This window comes from Anaeromyxobacter sp. Fw109-5 (assembly GCF_000017505.1).
In the GTDB taxonomy this organism is placed as follows: Bacteria; Myxococcota; Myxococcia; order Myxococcales; family Anaeromyxobacteraceae; genus Anaeromyxobacter.
Map to the genome: position 1 here is coordinate 4577722 of NC_009675.1, position 16441 is coordinate 4594162.

Genomic DNA, 16441 nt, shown 5'->3' on the forward strand with positions numbered 1-16441 from the left:
GTGCGCAGCTCGCTCCTCGCCGCCGTCCTCCTCGCGGCCGCGTGCTCGCGGGGAACGGAGGACGCCTGCCCGGGCGAGCCGGTGGGCAGCTTCCTGCTCCAGGTGTCCGTGCCCGAGGGCGCGGAGCCGTCCGCCTGCGCCGCCGAGCCGCCGCCGTCGGATCCGCCCACGCGCGTCGTGGCGACCTTCGCGGCGCGGCTCCACGCCGAGCCGTCCCCGGCGGGGAGCTCCCCGGCGGCGCTCTGCCCGGGCGGGCGCGCCGCCACCTACTTCGGCGCGCGCGCGCCGGACGGGATTTACACGCTCGAGGCGAGCTCCGGCCTCGCGGTCCTCGAGCGCTGCGGCTCGAACTGCTCGGCCTCGGCGACCCAGCGCCTCACCGGCTCCGTCGCGGGCGAGGGCGCCTCCGCGACGTTCACGGGCACGCTCGAGGAGCGCTTCGACTACCTCGCCGGCGACTGCGGCGCCTGCGTCCTCCCCTGCGCCGCGGCCTACGCCGTCACCTCGACCGTTCCGGCGGACGCCGCCTCGCCTTAAGATCCGGCTGCATGGCGAAACGCCCCACGAAGCGCGCGGTGGTCCTCCTCTCCGGGGGGCTCGACTCCACGACCTGCCTCGCCGTCGCGCGCCGCGACGGCTTCGAGGCGCACTGCCTCTCCGTCGACTACGGCCAGCGGCACAAGGGCGAGCTCGCCCGGGCGAGGCGGCTCTCGCGGGCGCTCGGCGCGGCCGACCACCGGGTCGTGAAGGTGGACCTCTCGGCCTTCGGCGGCTCGGCGCTCACCGACCGCGCGATCGCCGTGCCGAAGGGGCGGAGCGGACGCCGGCGGGCGGCGGAGATCCCGGTCACCTACGTCCCCGCGCGCAACACCGTGCTGCTCGCCCTCGCGCTCGCCCACGCCGAGACCCTGGGGGCCGAGGACGTGTACGTGGGGGTGAACGCCATCGACTACTCGGGCTACCCGGACTGCCGGCCTGCGTTCCTGCGAGCGTTCGAGCGCCTGGCGACCGTGGCGACGAAGGCGGGCGTGGAGGGACGCCCGCTGCGAATCCACGCCCCGCTGCTCCGGCTCACCAAGGCGGGGATCGTGAGGCTCGGCACCTCGCTCGGAGTTCCCTATCGGGTGACCCTCTCGTGTTACGACCCGGTCCGGGGACGGGCCTGCGGCGCGTGCGACGCCTGCGTCCTGCGCCGGAAGGGGTTCGCCGAGGCGGGCATTCCCGACCCCACTCTCTACGTTCAGAAGTGACAGGAGAACGAATGCCGCAGATCACGAGGAAGTATCCCGGCAAGAGCGCGGGCGAGATCTACACGAAGGTCGACGAGGTGATGGAGCGGATCGCCCAGAAGCTCTCGCTCGACTACCAGAAGGACGGCGGGTCGAAGACGGGCAAGGTCTCGAAGATGGGCGTGTCGGGCGCTTACTCGGTGCGCGACGAGGAGGTCGTCGTCGACCTCAAGTTCCCGATGCTGATCCCGGGCTCGATGCGCCAGAAGGTGCAGGAAGACATCGAGAAGAAGCTCGACGGGCTCTTCCCGTAGCGGCGGGTGCCTGGAAGGCTGCGGGCTGTCGACTGCGGGAGGCTCGCAAGGCGGTTGCCGAAGCCTGGAGCCTGAAGTCCGTAGCCCTTCCTACTCCAGCGGCACCACGATCGCGCCGGACCGCTCGTTCATCCGCTCCACCGCCGCGTAGATCGCCTGAAGGGGCGAGTCGCCCACGCCCGTCACGGCGCGCGGCGCCTCGCCACGACGGCGCTTGGCCGACGGTCCCGGGACGATGCGGGCGCTCGCCCTGCCCTTCATGGCGTCCGGCCACAGCCGCACCTGCATCCCCGCCCGGTAGAGCGCCAGCATCACCCGGCCCATCTCGGCAGCGACTCGTTCCTCGGCGTAGGTCATGGCGGGATCCGGGCGCGAGCGGTCCGTTCGACGGCGGGGCATGCCGCGATCCTGCCGGAACGCATCGGGGTGGGCGCATCCTAGCCGGGGCGGGTGACGTCGCCACTTTCCAGGCGACGGCGCCGAGGGAGCCGTCCCGTCCACCCCGGCGGCGCCGAGCTTGAAAGCGCGCGAGCGCGCCGCCACCTTGCCGATGGCATGTACGCGCGCTGGGCGAGCTTCGCGGTGGGACTCTGGCTCATGCTCGCGCCTCTCGTGCTCGGATACGGCGCCGTCGGGCCGATCCTGCACGACGTGGCGATGGGCCTGCTGGTCTGCATCGCGACGCTCGCCGCGCTCGAGTGGCCGCGCGCGCGGTTCACGCTCACCGGTCCGGCCCTCTGGCTCATGGTCACGGCGAGGGACTCCGCGGATCGGGCCGCGGCGATGGCCGAGCTCTCGTCCGGCTTGCTCCTCGTCTTCCTCGCGCTCGTCCCGAGCGCCCGCCTCGTGCCCCGCCTCCCCCCGCCGCCCCAGGGTCGCGCCGACGCCCGCGCCTGAGCAGCGAGGAGCCCCGGGCGGCCGAGCGGTCGGCGGCCGGAGTTGATACAACGGGCCGGCGTGCGCACGCCCCCGTCGCCGATCGAGGCCGCCCTCGCCGCGCTCGCGCCGCTCGCCCCCGGCGCGCAGCTCGCGGCGGCGCTCGCCCGGCTCGGCGGTGCGCCGGCGGGGCCGCTCGGCGGGTTCGGCGTCGCTGCGGACGGCGGCGACGTCCGGTCCGGGTCGCCGCTCCTCGACGACGCGCTGCTCGAGGCGATCTGCGCGCGCGCGCTGGGCGGGGCGCGGGGAGCGGTATTCACGCCCGCGCCCGAGGCGCGCCTGCTCGCAGCGTTCGGGCTCGCCCACGCGGCGGCCCGGCGCGGCGGTCCGGCTCCGGCCGACGCGGTCGCGGCGCTGCTCGCCGGAGCGCCGTCCCCGCGGCTCGCGCGCGCCCTCGACGGCCTGGCGGTGCTGGACCCCGCCTGCGGGGGAGGAGCGCTGCTCTGCGCCGCGGAGCGCCTCGCGCGCGGAGTCGGCGCGCGCCTCGCCCTGGCCGGGCTGGACCTCTCGCCGCTGGCGGTGGAGGCGACGCGCGGCCGGCTCGCCCTGCTCGGCGCGCGCGCGGAGCTCTGCGCCCGCGACGCGCTCTCCTCGGAGCCGTGGCCGCAGGCCGGGCTCGTGCTCGCGAACCCGCCCTTCCTGCGCCACGAGGCGCTCCCCGCCCGCGAGAAGGCCCGCGCGGTGACGGCGAGCGGCCTGTCGCGGCAGGCGGATCTCTCCGCCCACTTCGCAGCGGTCGCGCTCCGCCGCGCGCCGGTCGTCGCGCTCGTCTGGCCGCGCGCGCTCGACACCTCGCGCTCCGCCGCGCCCCTCGTCGCGGACGCGCGCGCGCGCGGCGGGTTCGTGCTCCGCCTCCGCTCGCGCGCCGCGGGGAGCTTCGCCGCGTCCGTGGACACCCTGCTCGCCGTCTGGGCCGAGGGCGCCGGGGACGTCCGCCCCGCGGAGGCCGCGGTGCCGCTCGCCGCGCTGGCGCCGGCGGAGCTCGAGGCGCTCGCCCGCGGCAGCTCCTCGCCGCGCCTGCGCCTCGCCCCTCGCGCCGCCGCCGCGCCGGCGGTGGCGCTCGCGCTCGGCGACGTGTGCGAGGTCCGCTTCGGCACGAAGACCGGCTGCAACGCCTTCTTCCAGCTCCGGCCGCTCGGCGGCGGACGGTACGAGTCGGCGCTCCTGGGCGAGGTGGCGCTCGCCGCCACCGACGTGGTCCCGCTCCTCGCGTCGCTCAAGGAGGCGCGCGCGCCCGAGCGCGCCGAGCCGGCGCGGGTGCTGTTCCGCCCGGGTGAGCCGTCGCGTGCGGCGCGGGCCTACGTCCGGCGCGGCGAGGAGGCGGGCGTGCACCGCCGGCCGACCTGCGCGGGACGGGCGCCGTGGTGGCGGCTCGCGCCAGGACGCGGCGCCGCGCCGGTGCTCTACCCGGCCAAGGTGAGCGCGCGCGCGTTCGCGTTCCTGAACGCAGAGGGGCTGTGGGAAGACAAGAAGTGGCACGCGCTCTTCCCGCGCGAGCTGCCGCCGTGGCAGGTGGCGCTGGTGCTGGGCGCGACGCCGGTGCGGCTCGCCATCGACGCGGCGGCGCGGCAGCTCACGGGCGCGCAGGCCATCGCCGACGTCGACTGCCGCGTGCTCGCCGCGGCCCCCTTCCCCTCGCCGGCCGCGCTCGCCGCGGCGGGGCGGGAGCTCGCGGAGCTGCGCGGCGCGCTCTCGGCGGAGACGGTCACCACGGACGTGCGGGCGATGCTCGCCCGCACCGCGCAGCGCGAGCTCGACGCCCTCGTCGGGCGCGCGCTCGGGCTCGAGCCGCGGGCGGTGGAGCGCGCGCGGCGCGAGCTGGTGGAGCGGGTGGAGGCCCGCCTGGCGCACGCGGAGGCGATCCGGCGCGTCATCGGGGAGTGAGGCGCTGGGAGCTCAGCCGCCGGCGGCCGGATCCGACGGCCCGGGAGGCGCGGGCGGCTCGGGAGCCGCGGGCTGGACGGCCTCGGCGGGCGCGGGCGCGTCGTCGCCCTTGGCGAGGCACTCCGGGCAGGTCCCGACCAGCTCGTGGTGGTGGCTCTCGAGCCGGAAGCCGTAGCGCGTCGCGACCTCGCGCTGGAGGATCTCGAACGCCTCGAACTCGAACTCGACCACCTTCCCGCACCGGCCGCAGCGCAGGTGATCGTGGTGGTGGCGGCCGAAGGTGGTCTCGTAGCTGCGGGTCTCGCCGGCGAGGATGGCGGGCTCGAGGATGCCCGCCTCGGCGAGGAGCGGGAGCGTCCGGTAGACCGTCGCCTTGGAGCCGCGGATGCCGCGCTGCTTCAGATCGGCGATCAGCTCCTCGATCGGATAGTGGCCTTCGCGGGCCATCGCGGCCTCCACGATGGCGGCCCGCGCCTCGGTGAGCCGCAGGTCCTTGCTCTCGAGGAAGCGCGCGAAGCGGTCCAGCGCCTCCTGGACCTGTGCGCTCGTGGCGCCCTCCATGCGACCCGGTCTCACGGCCGCGTACGCTAGCGAGCGGCCGTCTACCCTGTCAAACGCCCGCCCCGGAAATGTCCGGCCCCCTGCCGCGCGTTCTCCTCGCGCCCGCCGGGACGCACGCTGTCCACGCGGTCGCCCATCCGGTAAGAGAGAGCTCCGTGATCGCCACCGTCAGGGTCGCCGCCGCGACCCTCGCCGTCCTCCTCTCCGCTCCCTCTGCCGCAGAGCCGCCGACCCGGCGCGAGCTCGAGGCCGCGCTGCGCTCGATCGTCGAGGGCAGCGCGCTGTCCGGCGCGCGCGCCGGCGTCGTCGTCGCGGACGTCGCGTCCGGCGAGGTGCTCTACGCGCGGGACGCGGACGTGCTCCTCAACCCGGCGTCCAACGTGAAGCTCGTCACCTCCGCGGCGGCCCTCGCGCGCCTCGGCCCGGGGTACCGCTTCTCCACCGAGCTGCTCGTGGACCCCGCGTCCGCGCGCGCCGCCTCGGTGCGCACGCTGTACGTGCGCGGTCGCGGCGATCCCACCCTCGTCACCGAGCGGCTGTGGGCCGTCTCGGGCGAGCTCGTCCACCAGGGCATCCGGCGCATCGGCGAGGTGGTCCTCGACGACGGCTTCTTCGACGGCGAGCGCATCGGCCCGGGCTACGACCAGGAGGAGGGCGACAGGTCCTACCTCGCTCCCACCGGCGCGCTCTCCCTCAACTGGAACACGGTGGCGGTGTACGTCGCCCCGGGCGATCGCCGCGGCCAGAAGGGCCGCGTCGAGCTCGAGCCCCAGAGCGCGTACTTCGAGGTCGTGAACCGGACCAGGACCGTCGGACCGCGGGGCCGGCGCCACGTGACGGTCGAGTCGTCGCTCGTGAACGGCAAGCAGCGCATCGTGGTCTCCGGCCCGGTGCCCGCGGGCAGCCGCGTGCAGGCCGTGTGGCGCAAGATCGACGATCCCCCCCGCTACCTCGGCCACACCCTCGCGAAGCTCCTCGAGCTGCGCGGCGTGAAGGTCACCGGCGCGATCCGCGTCGGCACCGTCCCTCCCGGCGCGAAGCTCGTGCACGTCGCCGAGTCGGAGACGCTCGCCGAGATCGTCCGCCGCCTGAACAAGAGCTCGAACAACTTCGTCGCCGAGCAGCTCCTCAAGACCCTCGGCGCCGAGGCGAAGGGCGCGCCCGGGTCCTGGTCGAAGGGCGTGGAGGCGGCGGGGGAGTTCCTCGCGAGCATCGGCGTCTCGCGCGGCGCGTACGTCATGAAGAACGGCTCGGGCCTGAACGACGCCAACCGCTTCAGCGCGCGGCAGCTCGTGACGCTGCTCCGCGCCATGTGGTCGCGCTTTCCGCTCCAGGCCGAGTACGTGACCTCGCTGCCGGTCGCCGGCCGGGACGGCACCACCCGCTGGCGCATGGACGGCACGGCCGCGGACGGGCACCTGCGCGCGAAGACCGGCACCCTCGACAACGTGACGAGCCTCTCCGGCTACGTCGAGACCGCCGGGAAGCGGACGCTGGCCTTCGCCATCCTCGTGAACGACTACCCCGGCCGGCACGCGGGCGTGGTGCGGGCGGTGGACGCGCTCGGCTCCGCGATCGCCGCGAGCGGCGGGACGCGCGAGGGGCTCGACGCCGCGGTCGCGCTCGCGAACGCGCCGGCGGCCACCGCGATCCCCGCCGCTGCGCCCGCCGAGCTCGCCGTCGCCGTGGGCACCTACTACGGCCTCGGGCGCGCGGGCGACCCGCGCAACGTCTCGTTCCTGCGCACCGCGCTCCGCGCCGAGACCGATCCCGCCCTCCGGCTGGCGGTGGCGGAGAGCGTCTACCTCTCCGACCCCGACGGCGAGACCGCGCGGCGGGCCTTCCTCGACGCGGTCACCGCCGATCCGCGGGCGCTCGGGCGGCTCTGGGCGGCGGTCGGCCAGGACGAGCCGGCGCCGGTGATCTCGTCGCTCGGCGACCTCGCGGCGGAGGGCGAGGGGGACGCCCTGGCGCGGCTCGTCGAGCTCGCCCCCGGATCGGGCGGCGACGAAAGGCTCGGCGCCGCGCTCGCGGAGACCATCGCCGCGGTGGCGGCGAGCGCGCCGGAGGAGCTCGTCGGCGCGCTCGGCGCCGCGCCCCCGCCGCTCCAGGACGCGGCCATCGCGGTGCTGGCGCGCGGGCTCGCGCGCGCCGAGGAAGGCGAGAAGCCGCTGCGCGAGGCGCTGAAGGCGCTCGGCGACAAGCCCGGCGACGCGGGAGCGTTCGCCCGGGCGCTCGCTCCACGGCTGGAGGCGGCGCTGCGCGCCGGCGACGCGGCCCGCGCCGCGCCCGCCCTCCTGCCCGCCTCCACGACCGCCCCGGCGCAGAGCCCGGCGCGGCGGTAGATCGGCCAGCCAGCGGGTGCTTTCGCCTCCCGCGCTGCGGCTCGGTGCGGGCCGTCAGAGCGCCCTGCTAAGGCTACCTGCACGGTGGGCCGCGCAACGGTGCGCGGCCGCCGAGAACGCAAAGTCGCCGGCCACGCGCCGGCATGACGACGCCCGCGGCTCGGCCGCCGGCCACGCAAGGAGAGCGACGCCATGGTGAACAGGGTCATCCTCGTCGGGAACCTCGGGAAGGATCCCGAGGTCCGGTACACGTCCGGCGGCCAGGCGGTCGCGAACCTTCGCATCGCCACCTCCCGCTCCTGGACCGACAAGCAGTCCGGGCAGAAGAAGGAAGAGACGGAGTGGCACGACGTCGAGGTCTGGGGAAAGCAGGCCGAGCAGTGCGGTGAGTACCTGGCGAAGGGCCGCCAGGTCTACGTCGAGGGCCGCCTCAAGACCGACAAGTGGCAGGACAAGCAGTCCGGCCAGGAGCGCTACAAGGTGAAGGTCGTCGCCGAGACGGTGCGCTTCCTCGGCGGCGGCGCCGGGCGAGGGGGCGGGATGGGCGGTGCGGGCGGCGGCCGCGGCGGTCACGGCGGCCCCGACGAGCCGACGCCTCCGGGCGGCTTCGAGGACGACGGCGGCCACGGCCACGGCGGCGGGCCGGACGACATCCCGTTCTAGGTCCTCTCCCCGGGAAGACCGGACGGGACGGCGGCGGAGACCCACGGTCTCCGCCGTTCCTCGTTTTGGTTCCGCGCCTCGGTCCCGACCTTCGGCGCGAGCCGGTCCTCCTCCACCCTTCTGGACCTGATCCACCACCCCTGTTCGGCGGCCGCCCGCGCCTCGAGCGAGAGCTGAAGGCGCTCGTGGAGCGGGCGGCGGCGGGCCGTGGGGCAGGCGCGCTCACCTGACCGCCACCGCCGCGAGGTGCGGCCGGATGGGCACGAACGCCGTGGGCATCGTGAACGCGCGCGCCTCGATGGAGGCGTACCCCGCCTCGCCCAGGAGCCTCCCCACGTCGCGCCGCGTGTCGCAGCCCTCGAAGAGCCGGCCCCAGGGCCGCTTCACCGATCGTTGAACGCGCGCCACGGCGCTCCCCTCGCGCGCCGCGACGTGCTCCACGCACCAGAACCGGCCGCCCTGACGGAGGACGCGGCGGACCTCGGCGAGCGCGCGGCCGGGATCGGCGACCGAGCAGAGGACGAGGCTCGAGATCACCGCGTCCACGCTGGCGTCTGGGAGCGGCAGCCGCTCCGCCACGGCCGTCCGGACGTCCACCGTCACCCCGTGACGGGCCGCGGCCGCTCGCAGGTGCCCGTGCATGTGGCGGTTGGGCTCGATGGCGATGACGTGCGTCCCGCGCGCGAGGTAGCGGAAGTTCGCCCCGGCTCCGGCGCCCAGCTCCACGATCGTGCGCGGCAGGCCCCCGAACAGCTCCCGCTTCAGCTCGCCGTAGCCGGCGTGGAGGTGCCGGTCCATGACGCGGAGGAACCAGGCGTTCAGCCGGCCGCGGACGGCGTGATCGACGGGCTCGAAGCCCTCGCGATCGAGCGTCGTCTCGAGCTCGTTCATCGTCTCGGCAGCTTGCATGTCCGTCTCCTCGTGCGCCTCGCCGGGCGCGTCGTTCACGAGGACGAAGCTACGGAATGGCTGCTCCGAGGTCCTGACCGAACCCTGATCTCGCGCAGGACGGCTCCGCTCGCCGACCACGTGACCGCGCGCGGTCCGCGAGGATTCGGTGGACGCGCGCGCGTCGCCCGCACACAAGAGCCCGGCGGGGCGGTCGCGCGCCGGCGGGCCGGCTGCCGGCCTCGCGAGGAGAGGAGCGGGTGATGAAGCTCCAGGGCTCCACGACGGCATTCGACGAGAAGCGGGCGGAGCGGTTCGCGGAGGGGATGGCCGCCACCCTCAACTCGGGGGCGCTCGCGGTGATGATCTCCGTGGGCCACCGGACGGGCCTCTTCGACACGCTCGCGGAGCACCCCGGATCGCCGAGCGCGGCGCTCGCGCGCGCCGCCGGGCTCGAGGAGCGGTACGTGCGCGAGTGGCTCGGCGCGATGGTCGCGGGCCGCATCGTGGAGTTCGACGCCGAGCGCCGGACGTACACGCTCCCGGCGGAGCACGCCGCCTTTCTCACGCGCGCGGCGGCCCCCAACAACCTCGCGGTGTACGCGCAGTACATCCCGGTCGTCGCGTCCGTCGAGGACGACGTCCTCGCCTGCTTCCGCGCCGGCGGCGGGGTCCCGTACGAGCGGTACGCCCGCTTCCACGAGGTGATGTCGGAGGACTCCGAGCAGACCATCCTGACGGTGCTGTTCTCGGACGTGCTCCCGCTCGCCGAGGGTCTCGCGGCGAGGCTCGAGGCCGGCGCCGCGCTCGCAGACCTCGGCTGCGGACGGGGCCGCGCCCTCCTGCGGATGGCGGAGCGGTTTCCGCGGAGCCGCTTCGTCGGCTACGACCTGTCGAGCGCCGCCGTCGCGTGGGCCCGGGGCCAGGCGGAGCGTCTCGGCCTGGGCAACGCGCGGTTCCTCCAGCGCGACCTCCGTGACTTCGATCGCTCGGCGGAGCCCGGCGCGTTCGACGCGGTGACGACGTTCGACGCCGTCCACGATCAGCCGGCGCCCCTCGCCCTCCTGTGCGGCATCCGCCGCACGCTCCGCGACGACGGCGTCTATCTCATGCAGGACATCCAGGCCTCGAGCGACGTCGCCGAGAACCGCGACCACCCGTTCGGCCCCTTCCTCTACACGGTCTCCACGATGCACTGCCTCGCCGTCTCGCTCGCCCAGGGCGGCGACGGTCTCGGCACGATGTGGGGGACCGACACGGCTCGCGCCATGCTCGCGGAGGCCGGGTTCGGCTCGGTCGAGGTGCACCAGCTCCCGCACGACCCCATGAACGCGTACCTGGTGGCGCGACCGTGAGCTGAGGTCCAGGACGCTCAGCGCTCCAGCAGCCGCTTCAGCGCGTTCAGGTCCTTCTCCACCCAGCGCGCGTCCTCGGAGAACCTCTCGTCGGAGACGCCCTCCAGGCGGAAGAGCGTGAGCGTGACCTCGCTGCCGCTCCCGTTCGGAACCACCCGCATCGGCGTGTGGATCGTCGCGCCCGACGCGAGGACGATCTCGTGGTCCAGGACCCCGAGCGTGTTTCGCTCCACGAACCTCACCGTCACCCTGCCCGCGGGAGAGTCCGCGATCCACGCGCCGCCCACGTTGGCGATCGTCCCTGCGAGGCCGGTCGCCCAGCGCGGGAGGTTCTCCGGGTTCGACGCGAACGCGTACACCTCGGCGGGAGCGCGCGCGATGGAGACGCTGACGTGCCGGACCTCGTGCAGGGAGCTCATCTGCGGCGACCTCCGCACGAGGTTTGTCGCCGGTCGGGCCGCGGCGCCATCCGTTCGCCGGCGCGAGCGCGGGTTCCCCGACCGTACCGGGCGCTGCGATCGCACGCCTCGCGCTCGGCGCCGAGCGGGCCGCGATCCAACTGGGGTTCCGCTGCTCGCCCGACCCCGTCCTCGCGCCGCGCGGACCGGCGGGCGCTCGGGACCGATCGCATGCCGGTGGGCGGCAAGGACTCTCGCGGGCACTGCCACCCACAGGCGCGCGTGAACGGCGCGGCCCGGCGTGGCGTCCCCACGTCCCCCGACCTCCCCGGCCAGCGCCTTGCGAACGAAGACTGTCGGGCCTGACCTTGGGTTGGTAGGCTCCAGAGCCCCTCCGACATGCCCCCCTCCATCGTCGAGAAATACGAGCAGATCCTCGCAGCCGATCCCCGCTCGCGCATCTTCGTCGAGCTCGCGAAGGCGCTCGTGGAGCGCGGCGACGCGGCCCGCGCCGTCGAGGTGTGCCGCCGCGGGCTCGAGCACCACCCGTCGTCGATCCTGGGCCGGGTGGTCTGGGGCCGCGCGCTCCTCGACACGGGCGACGCGGGCGGCGCGGTCGCGCAGTTCGAGGCAGCGGTCGCCGTCGATCCGGCGAGCCCGTACGCCTTCAACCTCGTCGGCGAGGCGCTCGTCGCGAAGAAGCACTTCGCCCAGGCGCTGCCGTACCTCGAGCGGGCCGTCGAGCTGCAGCCCGCGGACGCGCGCGTGCGCGGCTGGCTCGACCAGGCACGCCGGCAGCTCGGCGTGGGAGCCGTGACGCCGCAGCCGGGCCCGAAGCAGGCGCCCGAGCAGGAAGACTCGGAGACGACGATCCAGGTCGGGTTGAGGAGGCGCTCGAGCTCGGCCGCGACGCCGGCGCCGACCTCGGCCCCCGCCCCGGCCGCGACCGGGACCGCTATCTCGACCGCGACCTCGACCGCGATCCCCACCGCGACCTCGACCTCGTCTCCTGAGACCGCTCATCCCGAGCCCTTCGACTCCGCGGCCTCCGGCCGCTCCGCTCAGGACAGGCTGCGCGTCTCCGCGACAGCGGAGACGGGGACTCGAGGGGCCCCGCCCGTGCTCTCGCGCGTGGCGCCGGCGGGCGAGACCTCCGCCGCGGGTACCGTCCCGGGCGCGGGAGCGACCGCTCCCATCACCCCCCCGCCGCTCCGCGCCCCCGCGACGCCTCCCCCGCTCTCGCCGGATCCGTCGCGCTCGGTGCTTTACATGATCCCGACCGAGACGACCCGGGACGTCATCGGTCCGTCCGCCGCCGGCCGCGTGGGCGCGCTGCGCGCGCCCGCGGGCGCGGCGCCCGACGCCGCCGAGGCGGATCGGCTCGCGCAGCAGTTCGCCGACGAGCTTCGGAAGAAGCTGCTCGCGGAGACGCCTCCGCCCGCTCCCTCACGGCTTCGCCGTAGCCGCCGCCTGCTCGGCGCCGCCGCGATCGTGCTCGCCGTCGGCGCGGCGGTCGCCGTCTACCTCGTGGCGGACGCCAAGCGCGCCACCGCCCTCGCCGCCACCGCCGGCGTCCGGGCGCGCGCGGGGCTCGCCCGCGACACGCTCGGCTCGCTGCGCGAGGCCGCCCGCCTCCTGGAGGAGGCGCGCCGCGCGTCCGAGGATCCGGAGCTCGTCTCCCTCTCCGCCCAGGTCGCCGCGCTGCTCGCCGTCGAGCACGGCGACGAGGCCGCCCGCAAGCTCGCGGCGGAGCTCGCCCGCGATCCCCGCTCCGGCGACGGCGGCCGCGTCGTGGACTACCTCCTCGCCGCGTCGCCCGCCGAGGCGAAGGACGCGGAGGGGTCGCTCCTCGACGCGCGTCCGTCGTCCGCCCCGCTGGTCCAGGAGCTCGCGGGGCGCGTGCTCGTCGGGCGCGGCGAGCTCGAGGCCGGCCGCGGTCGGCTCGAGATCGCCGCGCGCGCGAACCCGCCGCTCCTGCGCGCCCTCTCGGAGCTCGGCGACCTCTCCCTCCGCGCGGGCGACGCGGACCGCGCCCTCGCGCTCTACCGCGCCGCGCTCGGCGCGCACCCGACGCACCCGCGCTCGGTCGTCGGCGCGGCCGAGGCCCGGCTCGCGACCCGCCGCGACCTGGCGGACGCCGCCCGCGAGCTCGCCGCGGTGGAGGCCGATCCCGCGAGCGCCCCGCCGCAGGATCTCCGGCTCCGCTTCGAGCTGGCCGCTGCCCGCGTCGCGCTCGCGCGAGGCGAGCCGGCCGAGGCCGCGGCGCGGCTCGCGCGCGCGACGGAGTCGCTCGGGCAGACCGGCACGCTCGCCGCGGCGCTCGCCGAGGCCCACCTCGCCGCCCGCGACTGGGACCGCGCGGAGGCCGCCGCCGCGCGCGCCGTGCAGCTCGAGCCGCGCGAGGTCTCGCATCGGCTCCTGCTCGCCCGCGCGCAGGTCGGCAGGGGCCGGCCCGCCGCCGCCCTCGCCGCGCTCGCCCCGGTCGACGGCCGCGCGGTCCGGATCCAGCGCGCCATCGCGAGGCTCCGGCTCGGCCAGCCCGCGGCGGCCCGGCGCGAGCTGGAGGCGACGGGGCGAGACGGCCGTATGCCGGCCGAGGCCGCGGTCTGGTACGCCCTCGCCGACGTCGCGCTGGGCCGCGCCCCCCGCGCCCGCGCCCTGCTCGAGAAGCTCTCGCTGGCACGCACCCCGCCCCCGCTCGTGCACGCCGCCCTCGGCCGGGCGCTCGAGGCCGAGGGCAACCTCGCCGGCGCCGAGCGCGCCTATCGCACCGCCGCCGAGCGCGAGCCCGACGCGCCGGAGGGGCTGGCCGGGCTCGGCCGCGTGCTGGTCGCGCGGGGGCACGCCAAGGACGCCATCGCGCCGCTCGAGGACGCGGTGCGGATGGATCCCGCCGACCTCGAGGCGCGCCGCGCGCTCGGGGAGGCCCGGCTCGTGGCGGGGCTCGCAGGCTCCGCGCGCGCGGAGCTCGACGCCGTGCTCCTCGCGCGGCCGAACGACGTCCCGGCCCTCACCCTCCTCTCGGCCGCGTGGCTCGCCGAGGGCGAGGCCTCCGAGGCGCGGCGCGCCGCCGAGCGCGCCGTCGCCGCCGGACCGCGCGACGGGCGCGCGCTCCTCGCCGCGGCGCGCGCCGCCCACGTCGCGGGCGATCTCGCCGCCGCGAAGCCCCTCGCCGCGCGCGCGCTCAAGGCAGGGCTGCGCGGCGACGACACGGTCGAGGCGAAGAAGATCCTGACGTTCGCCGGCAAGCAGGTCGCGATGAACGCCCCCTCGTCGGCGAAGAAGGTCCCCGCGGCGGTCAGCAAGCCGGCGCGGCGCCGCTAGCTAGGGCATCGCTGGGCCCGAGCAGGCGTTTACCGTTGGTCGCAGCGCCGACCCGGCGAGCAGCGGAAGTAGCTGCCGTCCGATGAGCGCGTTCAGGTAGACTCCGGACGGGAGGGACCCTCATGAAGCCGTCGCTCGTCGCGCTCGTGGTCGCCGTCTCCGTCGCGCTCGCCTGCAGCGGCGGCGATGACGGCGGTGAAGGCGGAGGGGGCGGTGGAGGTGGTGGTTCCTCGATCACCGTGACGTACGTCCCCGCTGCGATCGACGCCCATGCGATGGTGGGCTACCCCGCTCCGGTCACGGTCCGTGCAACCTTGAGCCCGGAGCCCACGACGATGGCTTACCCGGTCATCGTGGCGGACCATCCCCACTTCATGGCCGGCACGACCACCGTCACGCAGGACCTCGACGGTAGCTACTCGGCCACGATCTACACGACGAGCACGCTCACACAGGGCGTCCACGCGGGAACGCTCACGCTCCGGCTGTGCAAGGACTCGAACTGCACGCAGCAGTACGCGCTCACCGGAGCGAGCGTCGCGTACTCCATCACCGTGGAGCCCCCGCCGACGCTGACGGTGAGCGTCGGTGGAAACACGCTCACGCCGATCTCCTGGGACGTGAACGGCGCCCCCACGTACGGCATCGACTCGGGCGTGCCCGTGACGATCACCGCCAGCATGCCGGTCACGTGGGCGAACGGCAGCTCATGGGCGGTGACGCTATCGTCCGTCTCGCAGACAGAGACGACGTGGACCGGCACTCCGTCGGCGTCGAGCGGCCACTGGTTCGAGATCCGCGCGTACTCCGCGACTTACGCGCCGAACTCGAACTCGGTGTGGTTCGACATCAACTGACGTTCCGGCCGAGCAGCTCGTCGAGGAGCGGCCGAGCGCGACGGCCCTCCGGGTCCCCGGGCGCGGCGCCTCGGCTCGGCGGCCGGGCGGCACCTCACCGTCGCCGCCGCCCCGCCTCCACGAAGCTGTAGTAGCCCCCGGCCGCGACGATCACGTGATCGCGCGCGAGCACCCCGACCAGCTCCGCCCCGGCGCGCAGCCGCTCCGTGAGGTCGGCGTCGTCCGGGCTGAGAAGGGTCGCCGCAATACGGAGAGCTACGCATCAGCGGCGTCATGCGGACCTCGCCGACGTGGCTCGGCTTGACGGGCACGCTGCTTCCGAGCTACATCTGCGACCTGTGAGGTGCTAGATGAAATCCTCTCTGTACGGAGCTGGTGCCGAGTACGCGCTGCACTCGCTGCTGATCCTCGCGGTCCGCTCGGAGCCGGTCAGCGTGCGCGACCTCGCGCGCTTCCAGGACCTGCCGGAGCGCTTTCTCGCGAAGCTCTTCACGCGGCTCCAGAAGGCCGGGCTCGTCGAGGCGACGGAGGGCGTGCGAGGCGGGTTCGCGCTCGCCCGCCCGGCGGCGCGGATCGCGGTGCGCGACGTGCTCGAGGCCGTCGATCCCAACCGGACGCTGTTCGAGTGCGCCGAGATCCGGCGCCATTGCGCGTTGTTCGGCGCGGAGCCGCCGGCCTGGAGCATCTCCGGGATGTGCCGCATCCACCTGTTCATGAAGGAGGCGGAGGGCGCGCTCCAGGGCTTCCTGGCCTCGAAAACGCTCGCGGACCTGGGCCACGAGTTCGAGCGGAAGGCGCCGGAGCCGTTTCTCCGGGACGCCGAGGCCTGGTTCCAGGAGCGCAGGGTCGGGCGGACAGCGGCAAGGAGCGGTGGGCGCCGTGGGAAGGCCCCGGCGGCCCTGAGCTCGAAGCACCCGGCAGTCAACGCAGGCAAAAGGAGAAGTCCTCGATGAACAAGTGCATCTTCCTCGCGGGAGCGTCCGGCGCGATCGGCCGGCGCCTCGCTCCCCTCCTCGTGGCGGACGGCTGGCGCGTGGTCGGCACCACGCGATCCACCGACAAGGCGCCCCTCCTGCGCGCGATGGGCGTCGACCCGGTGGTCGTCGACGTCTTCGACGCCGCCGCGCTGCGGAGCATCGTGGCCGACGTCCGGCCCGAGGTCGTCATCCACCAGCTCACGGATCTGCCCTACGCGCTCGACGCGAGCCAGATGAGCGACGCCCTCGTGCGCAACGCGCGCCTGCGGGACGAGGGCACCCGCAACCTCGTCGCGGCGTCGGTACACGCCGGCGCCCGGCGGCTGATCGCCCAGAGCATCGGGTTCATCTACGCGGAGGGCCGCACGCCCCACCGCGAGGAGGATCCGCTCCTGCCGGAGACGCACCCGACCTACGGCGGGACGGTGACCGGCGTCCTCAGCCTGGAGCGGCAGGTGCTGGAGGCGCCGCTCGAGGGCGTCGTCCTGCGCTACGGGCTGTTCTACGGGCCCGGGACGGGCTTCGACGCGCCCATCGGCCCTGGCTCCGTGCACGTGGACGCCGCCGCGAAGGCCGCGCAGCTCGCGATCACGGGAGCGCGGCCGGGCGTCTACAACGTCGCCGAGCGGGACGGCTCGGTGGACGTCGAGAAGGCCACCCGCGACCTCGGGTGGGACGCGGGCTTCAGGATCGCGTGAGCCGGGCGGCGG

At 75.5% G+C, this 16441-nt stretch carries 17 protein-coding genes; 12 read left to right on the top strand and 5 right to left on the bottom strand.

The genetic code is table 11. The features are described from left to right. Genes ANAE109_RS20115 through ANAE109_RS20125 form a run of 3 tightly spaced genes read left to right on the top strand, consistent with a single transcriptional unit; the run spans window position 1 to window position 1543 of the window. The gene (locus tag ANAE109_RS20115; protein ID WP_012098732.1) at window positions 1-537 is read left to right on the top strand and encodes a hypothetical protein; all 537 of its coding nucleotides are present in this window, start codon (window positions 1-3) and stop codon (window positions 535-537) included. A gap of 11 nt (window positions 538-548) precedes the next feature. After that, the gene (queC, locus tag ANAE109_RS20120; RefSeq protein ID WP_012098733.1) at window positions 549-1250 is read left to right on the top strand and encodes a 7-cyano-7-deazaguanine synthase QueC; all 702 of its coding nucleotides are present in this window, start codon (window positions 549-551) and stop codon (window positions 1248-1250) included. A gap of 11 nt (window positions 1251-1261) precedes the next feature. Continuing rightward, entirely contained in the window at window positions 1262-1543 is a 282-nt protein-coding gene (locus ANAE109_RS20125) for a polyhydroxyalkanoic acid system family protein (protein WP_012098734.1), read from the top strand. Between the two features lie 90 nt (window positions 1544-1633). Here the strand turns inward: ANAE109_RS20125 and ANAE109_RS20130 are convergent, their stop codons facing one another. Then, on the bottom strand, window positions 1634-1942 hold the full coding sequence (locus ANAE109_RS20130) for a hypothetical protein (protein ID WP_012098735.1): 309 nt from the start codon (window positions 1940-1942) through the stop codon (window positions 1634-1636). Window positions 1943-2098: 156 nt separating this feature from the next. Between ANAE109_RS20130 and ANAE109_RS20135 the strand changes: the two genes are divergently transcribed. Next, on the top strand, window positions 2099-2440 hold the full coding sequence (locus ANAE109_RS20135; RefSeq protein WP_012098736.1) for an SPW repeat protein: 342 nt from the start codon (window positions 2099-2101) through the stop codon (window positions 2438-2440). 60 nt (window positions 2441-2500) lie between these two features. Then, window positions 2501-4363, top strand: a complete 1863-nt coding sequence (locus ANAE109_RS20140; RefSeq protein ID WP_041448552.1) for a methyltransferase — start codon at window positions 2501-2503, stop codon at window positions 4361-4363. A 12-nt stretch (window positions 4364-4375) separates the two neighbouring features. On the opposite strand, the gene ANAE109_RS20145 is transcribed toward ANAE109_RS20140, so the two are convergent. Continuing rightward, window positions 4376-4939: a Fur family transcriptional regulator gene (locus ANAE109_RS20145; RefSeq protein WP_234945192.1), complete on the bottom strand. Its 564-nt coding sequence runs from the start codon at window positions 4937-4939 to the stop codon at window positions 4376-4378. A 140-nt stretch (window positions 4940-5079) separates the two neighbouring features. On the opposite strand from ANAE109_RS20145, the gene dacB reads away from it, so the two are divergent. Then, window positions 5080-7269 carry a D-alanyl-D-alanine carboxypeptidase/D-alanyl-D-alanine-endopeptidase gene (gene dacB / locus ANAE109_RS20150; protein ID WP_234945193.1) on the top strand — a complete coding sequence of 730 codons (2190 nt, stop codon included), beginning with the start codon at window positions 5080-5082 and terminating at the stop codon, window positions 7267-7269. 192 nt (window positions 7270-7461) lie between these two features. Next, window positions 7462-7932, top strand: coding sequence for a single-stranded DNA-binding protein (locus ANAE109_RS20155; RefSeq protein ID WP_012098740.1), 471 nt, complete (start codon window positions 7462-7464; stop codon window positions 7930-7932). 222 nt (window positions 7933-8154) lie between these two features. Here the strand turns inward: ANAE109_RS20155 and ANAE109_RS20160 are convergent, their stop codons facing one another. Continuing rightward, complete coding sequence (locus ANAE109_RS20160) at window positions 8155-8880, bottom strand: class I SAM-dependent methyltransferase (RefSeq protein ID WP_234945194.1); 726 nt, start codon at window positions 8878-8880, stop codon at window positions 8155-8157. A gap of 203 nt (window positions 8881-9083) precedes the next feature. On the opposite strand from ANAE109_RS20160, the gene ANAE109_RS20165 reads away from it, so the two are divergent. Next, window positions 9084-10175, top strand: coding sequence for a class I SAM-dependent methyltransferase (locus ANAE109_RS20165; RefSeq protein WP_012098742.1), 1092 nt, complete (start codon window positions 9084-9086; stop codon window positions 10173-10175). Window positions 10176-10192: 17 nt separating this feature from the next. Here the strand turns inward: ANAE109_RS20165 and ANAE109_RS20170 are convergent, their stop codons facing one another. Further along, window positions 10193-10594: an SRPBCC family protein gene (locus ANAE109_RS20170; RefSeq protein ID WP_012098743.1), complete on the bottom strand. Its 402-nt coding sequence runs from the start codon at window positions 10592-10594 to the stop codon at window positions 10193-10195. A 378-nt stretch (window positions 10595-10972) separates the two neighbouring features. Between ANAE109_RS20170 and ANAE109_RS20175 the strand changes: the two genes are divergently transcribed. Both ANAE109_RS20175 and ANAE109_RS20180 read left to right on the top strand, forming a co-directional pair. Further along, a complete protein-coding gene (locus ANAE109_RS20175; RefSeq protein ID WP_012098744.1) occupies window positions 10973-13897 on the top strand; it encodes a tetratricopeptide repeat protein in 2925 nt (974 codons plus the stop codon). Between the two features lie 122 nt (window positions 13898-14019). Continuing rightward, window positions 14020-14754 (top strand): hypothetical protein, encoded by a 735-nt coding sequence (locus ANAE109_RS20180; RefSeq protein ID WP_012098745.1) that lies wholly within the window; start codon window positions 14020-14022, stop codon window positions 14752-14754. Window positions 14755-14848: 94 nt separating this feature from the next. Here the strand turns inward: ANAE109_RS20180 and ANAE109_RS26225 are convergent, their stop codons facing one another. Continuing rightward, window positions 14849-15001 (bottom strand): JAB domain-containing protein, encoded by a 153-nt coding sequence (locus ANAE109_RS26225; protein ID WP_083777031.1) that lies wholly within the window; start codon window positions 14999-15001, stop codon window positions 14849-14851. A gap of 103 nt (window positions 15002-15104) precedes the next feature. Between ANAE109_RS26225 and ANAE109_RS20185 the strand changes: the two genes are divergently transcribed. After that, window positions 15105-15707: an Rrf2 family transcriptional regulator gene (locus tag ANAE109_RS20185; RefSeq protein ID WP_012098746.1), complete on the top strand. Its 603-nt coding sequence runs from the start codon at window positions 15105-15107 to the stop codon at window positions 15705-15707. Further along, entirely contained in the window at window positions 15704-16429 is a 726-nt protein-coding gene (locus ANAE109_RS20190) for an NAD(P)-dependent oxidoreductase (RefSeq protein ID WP_012098747.1), read from the top strand. The genes ANAE109_RS20185 and ANAE109_RS20190 overlap by 4 nt, the downstream gene beginning before the upstream one ends. Window positions 16430-16441: the final 12 nt, after the last annotated feature.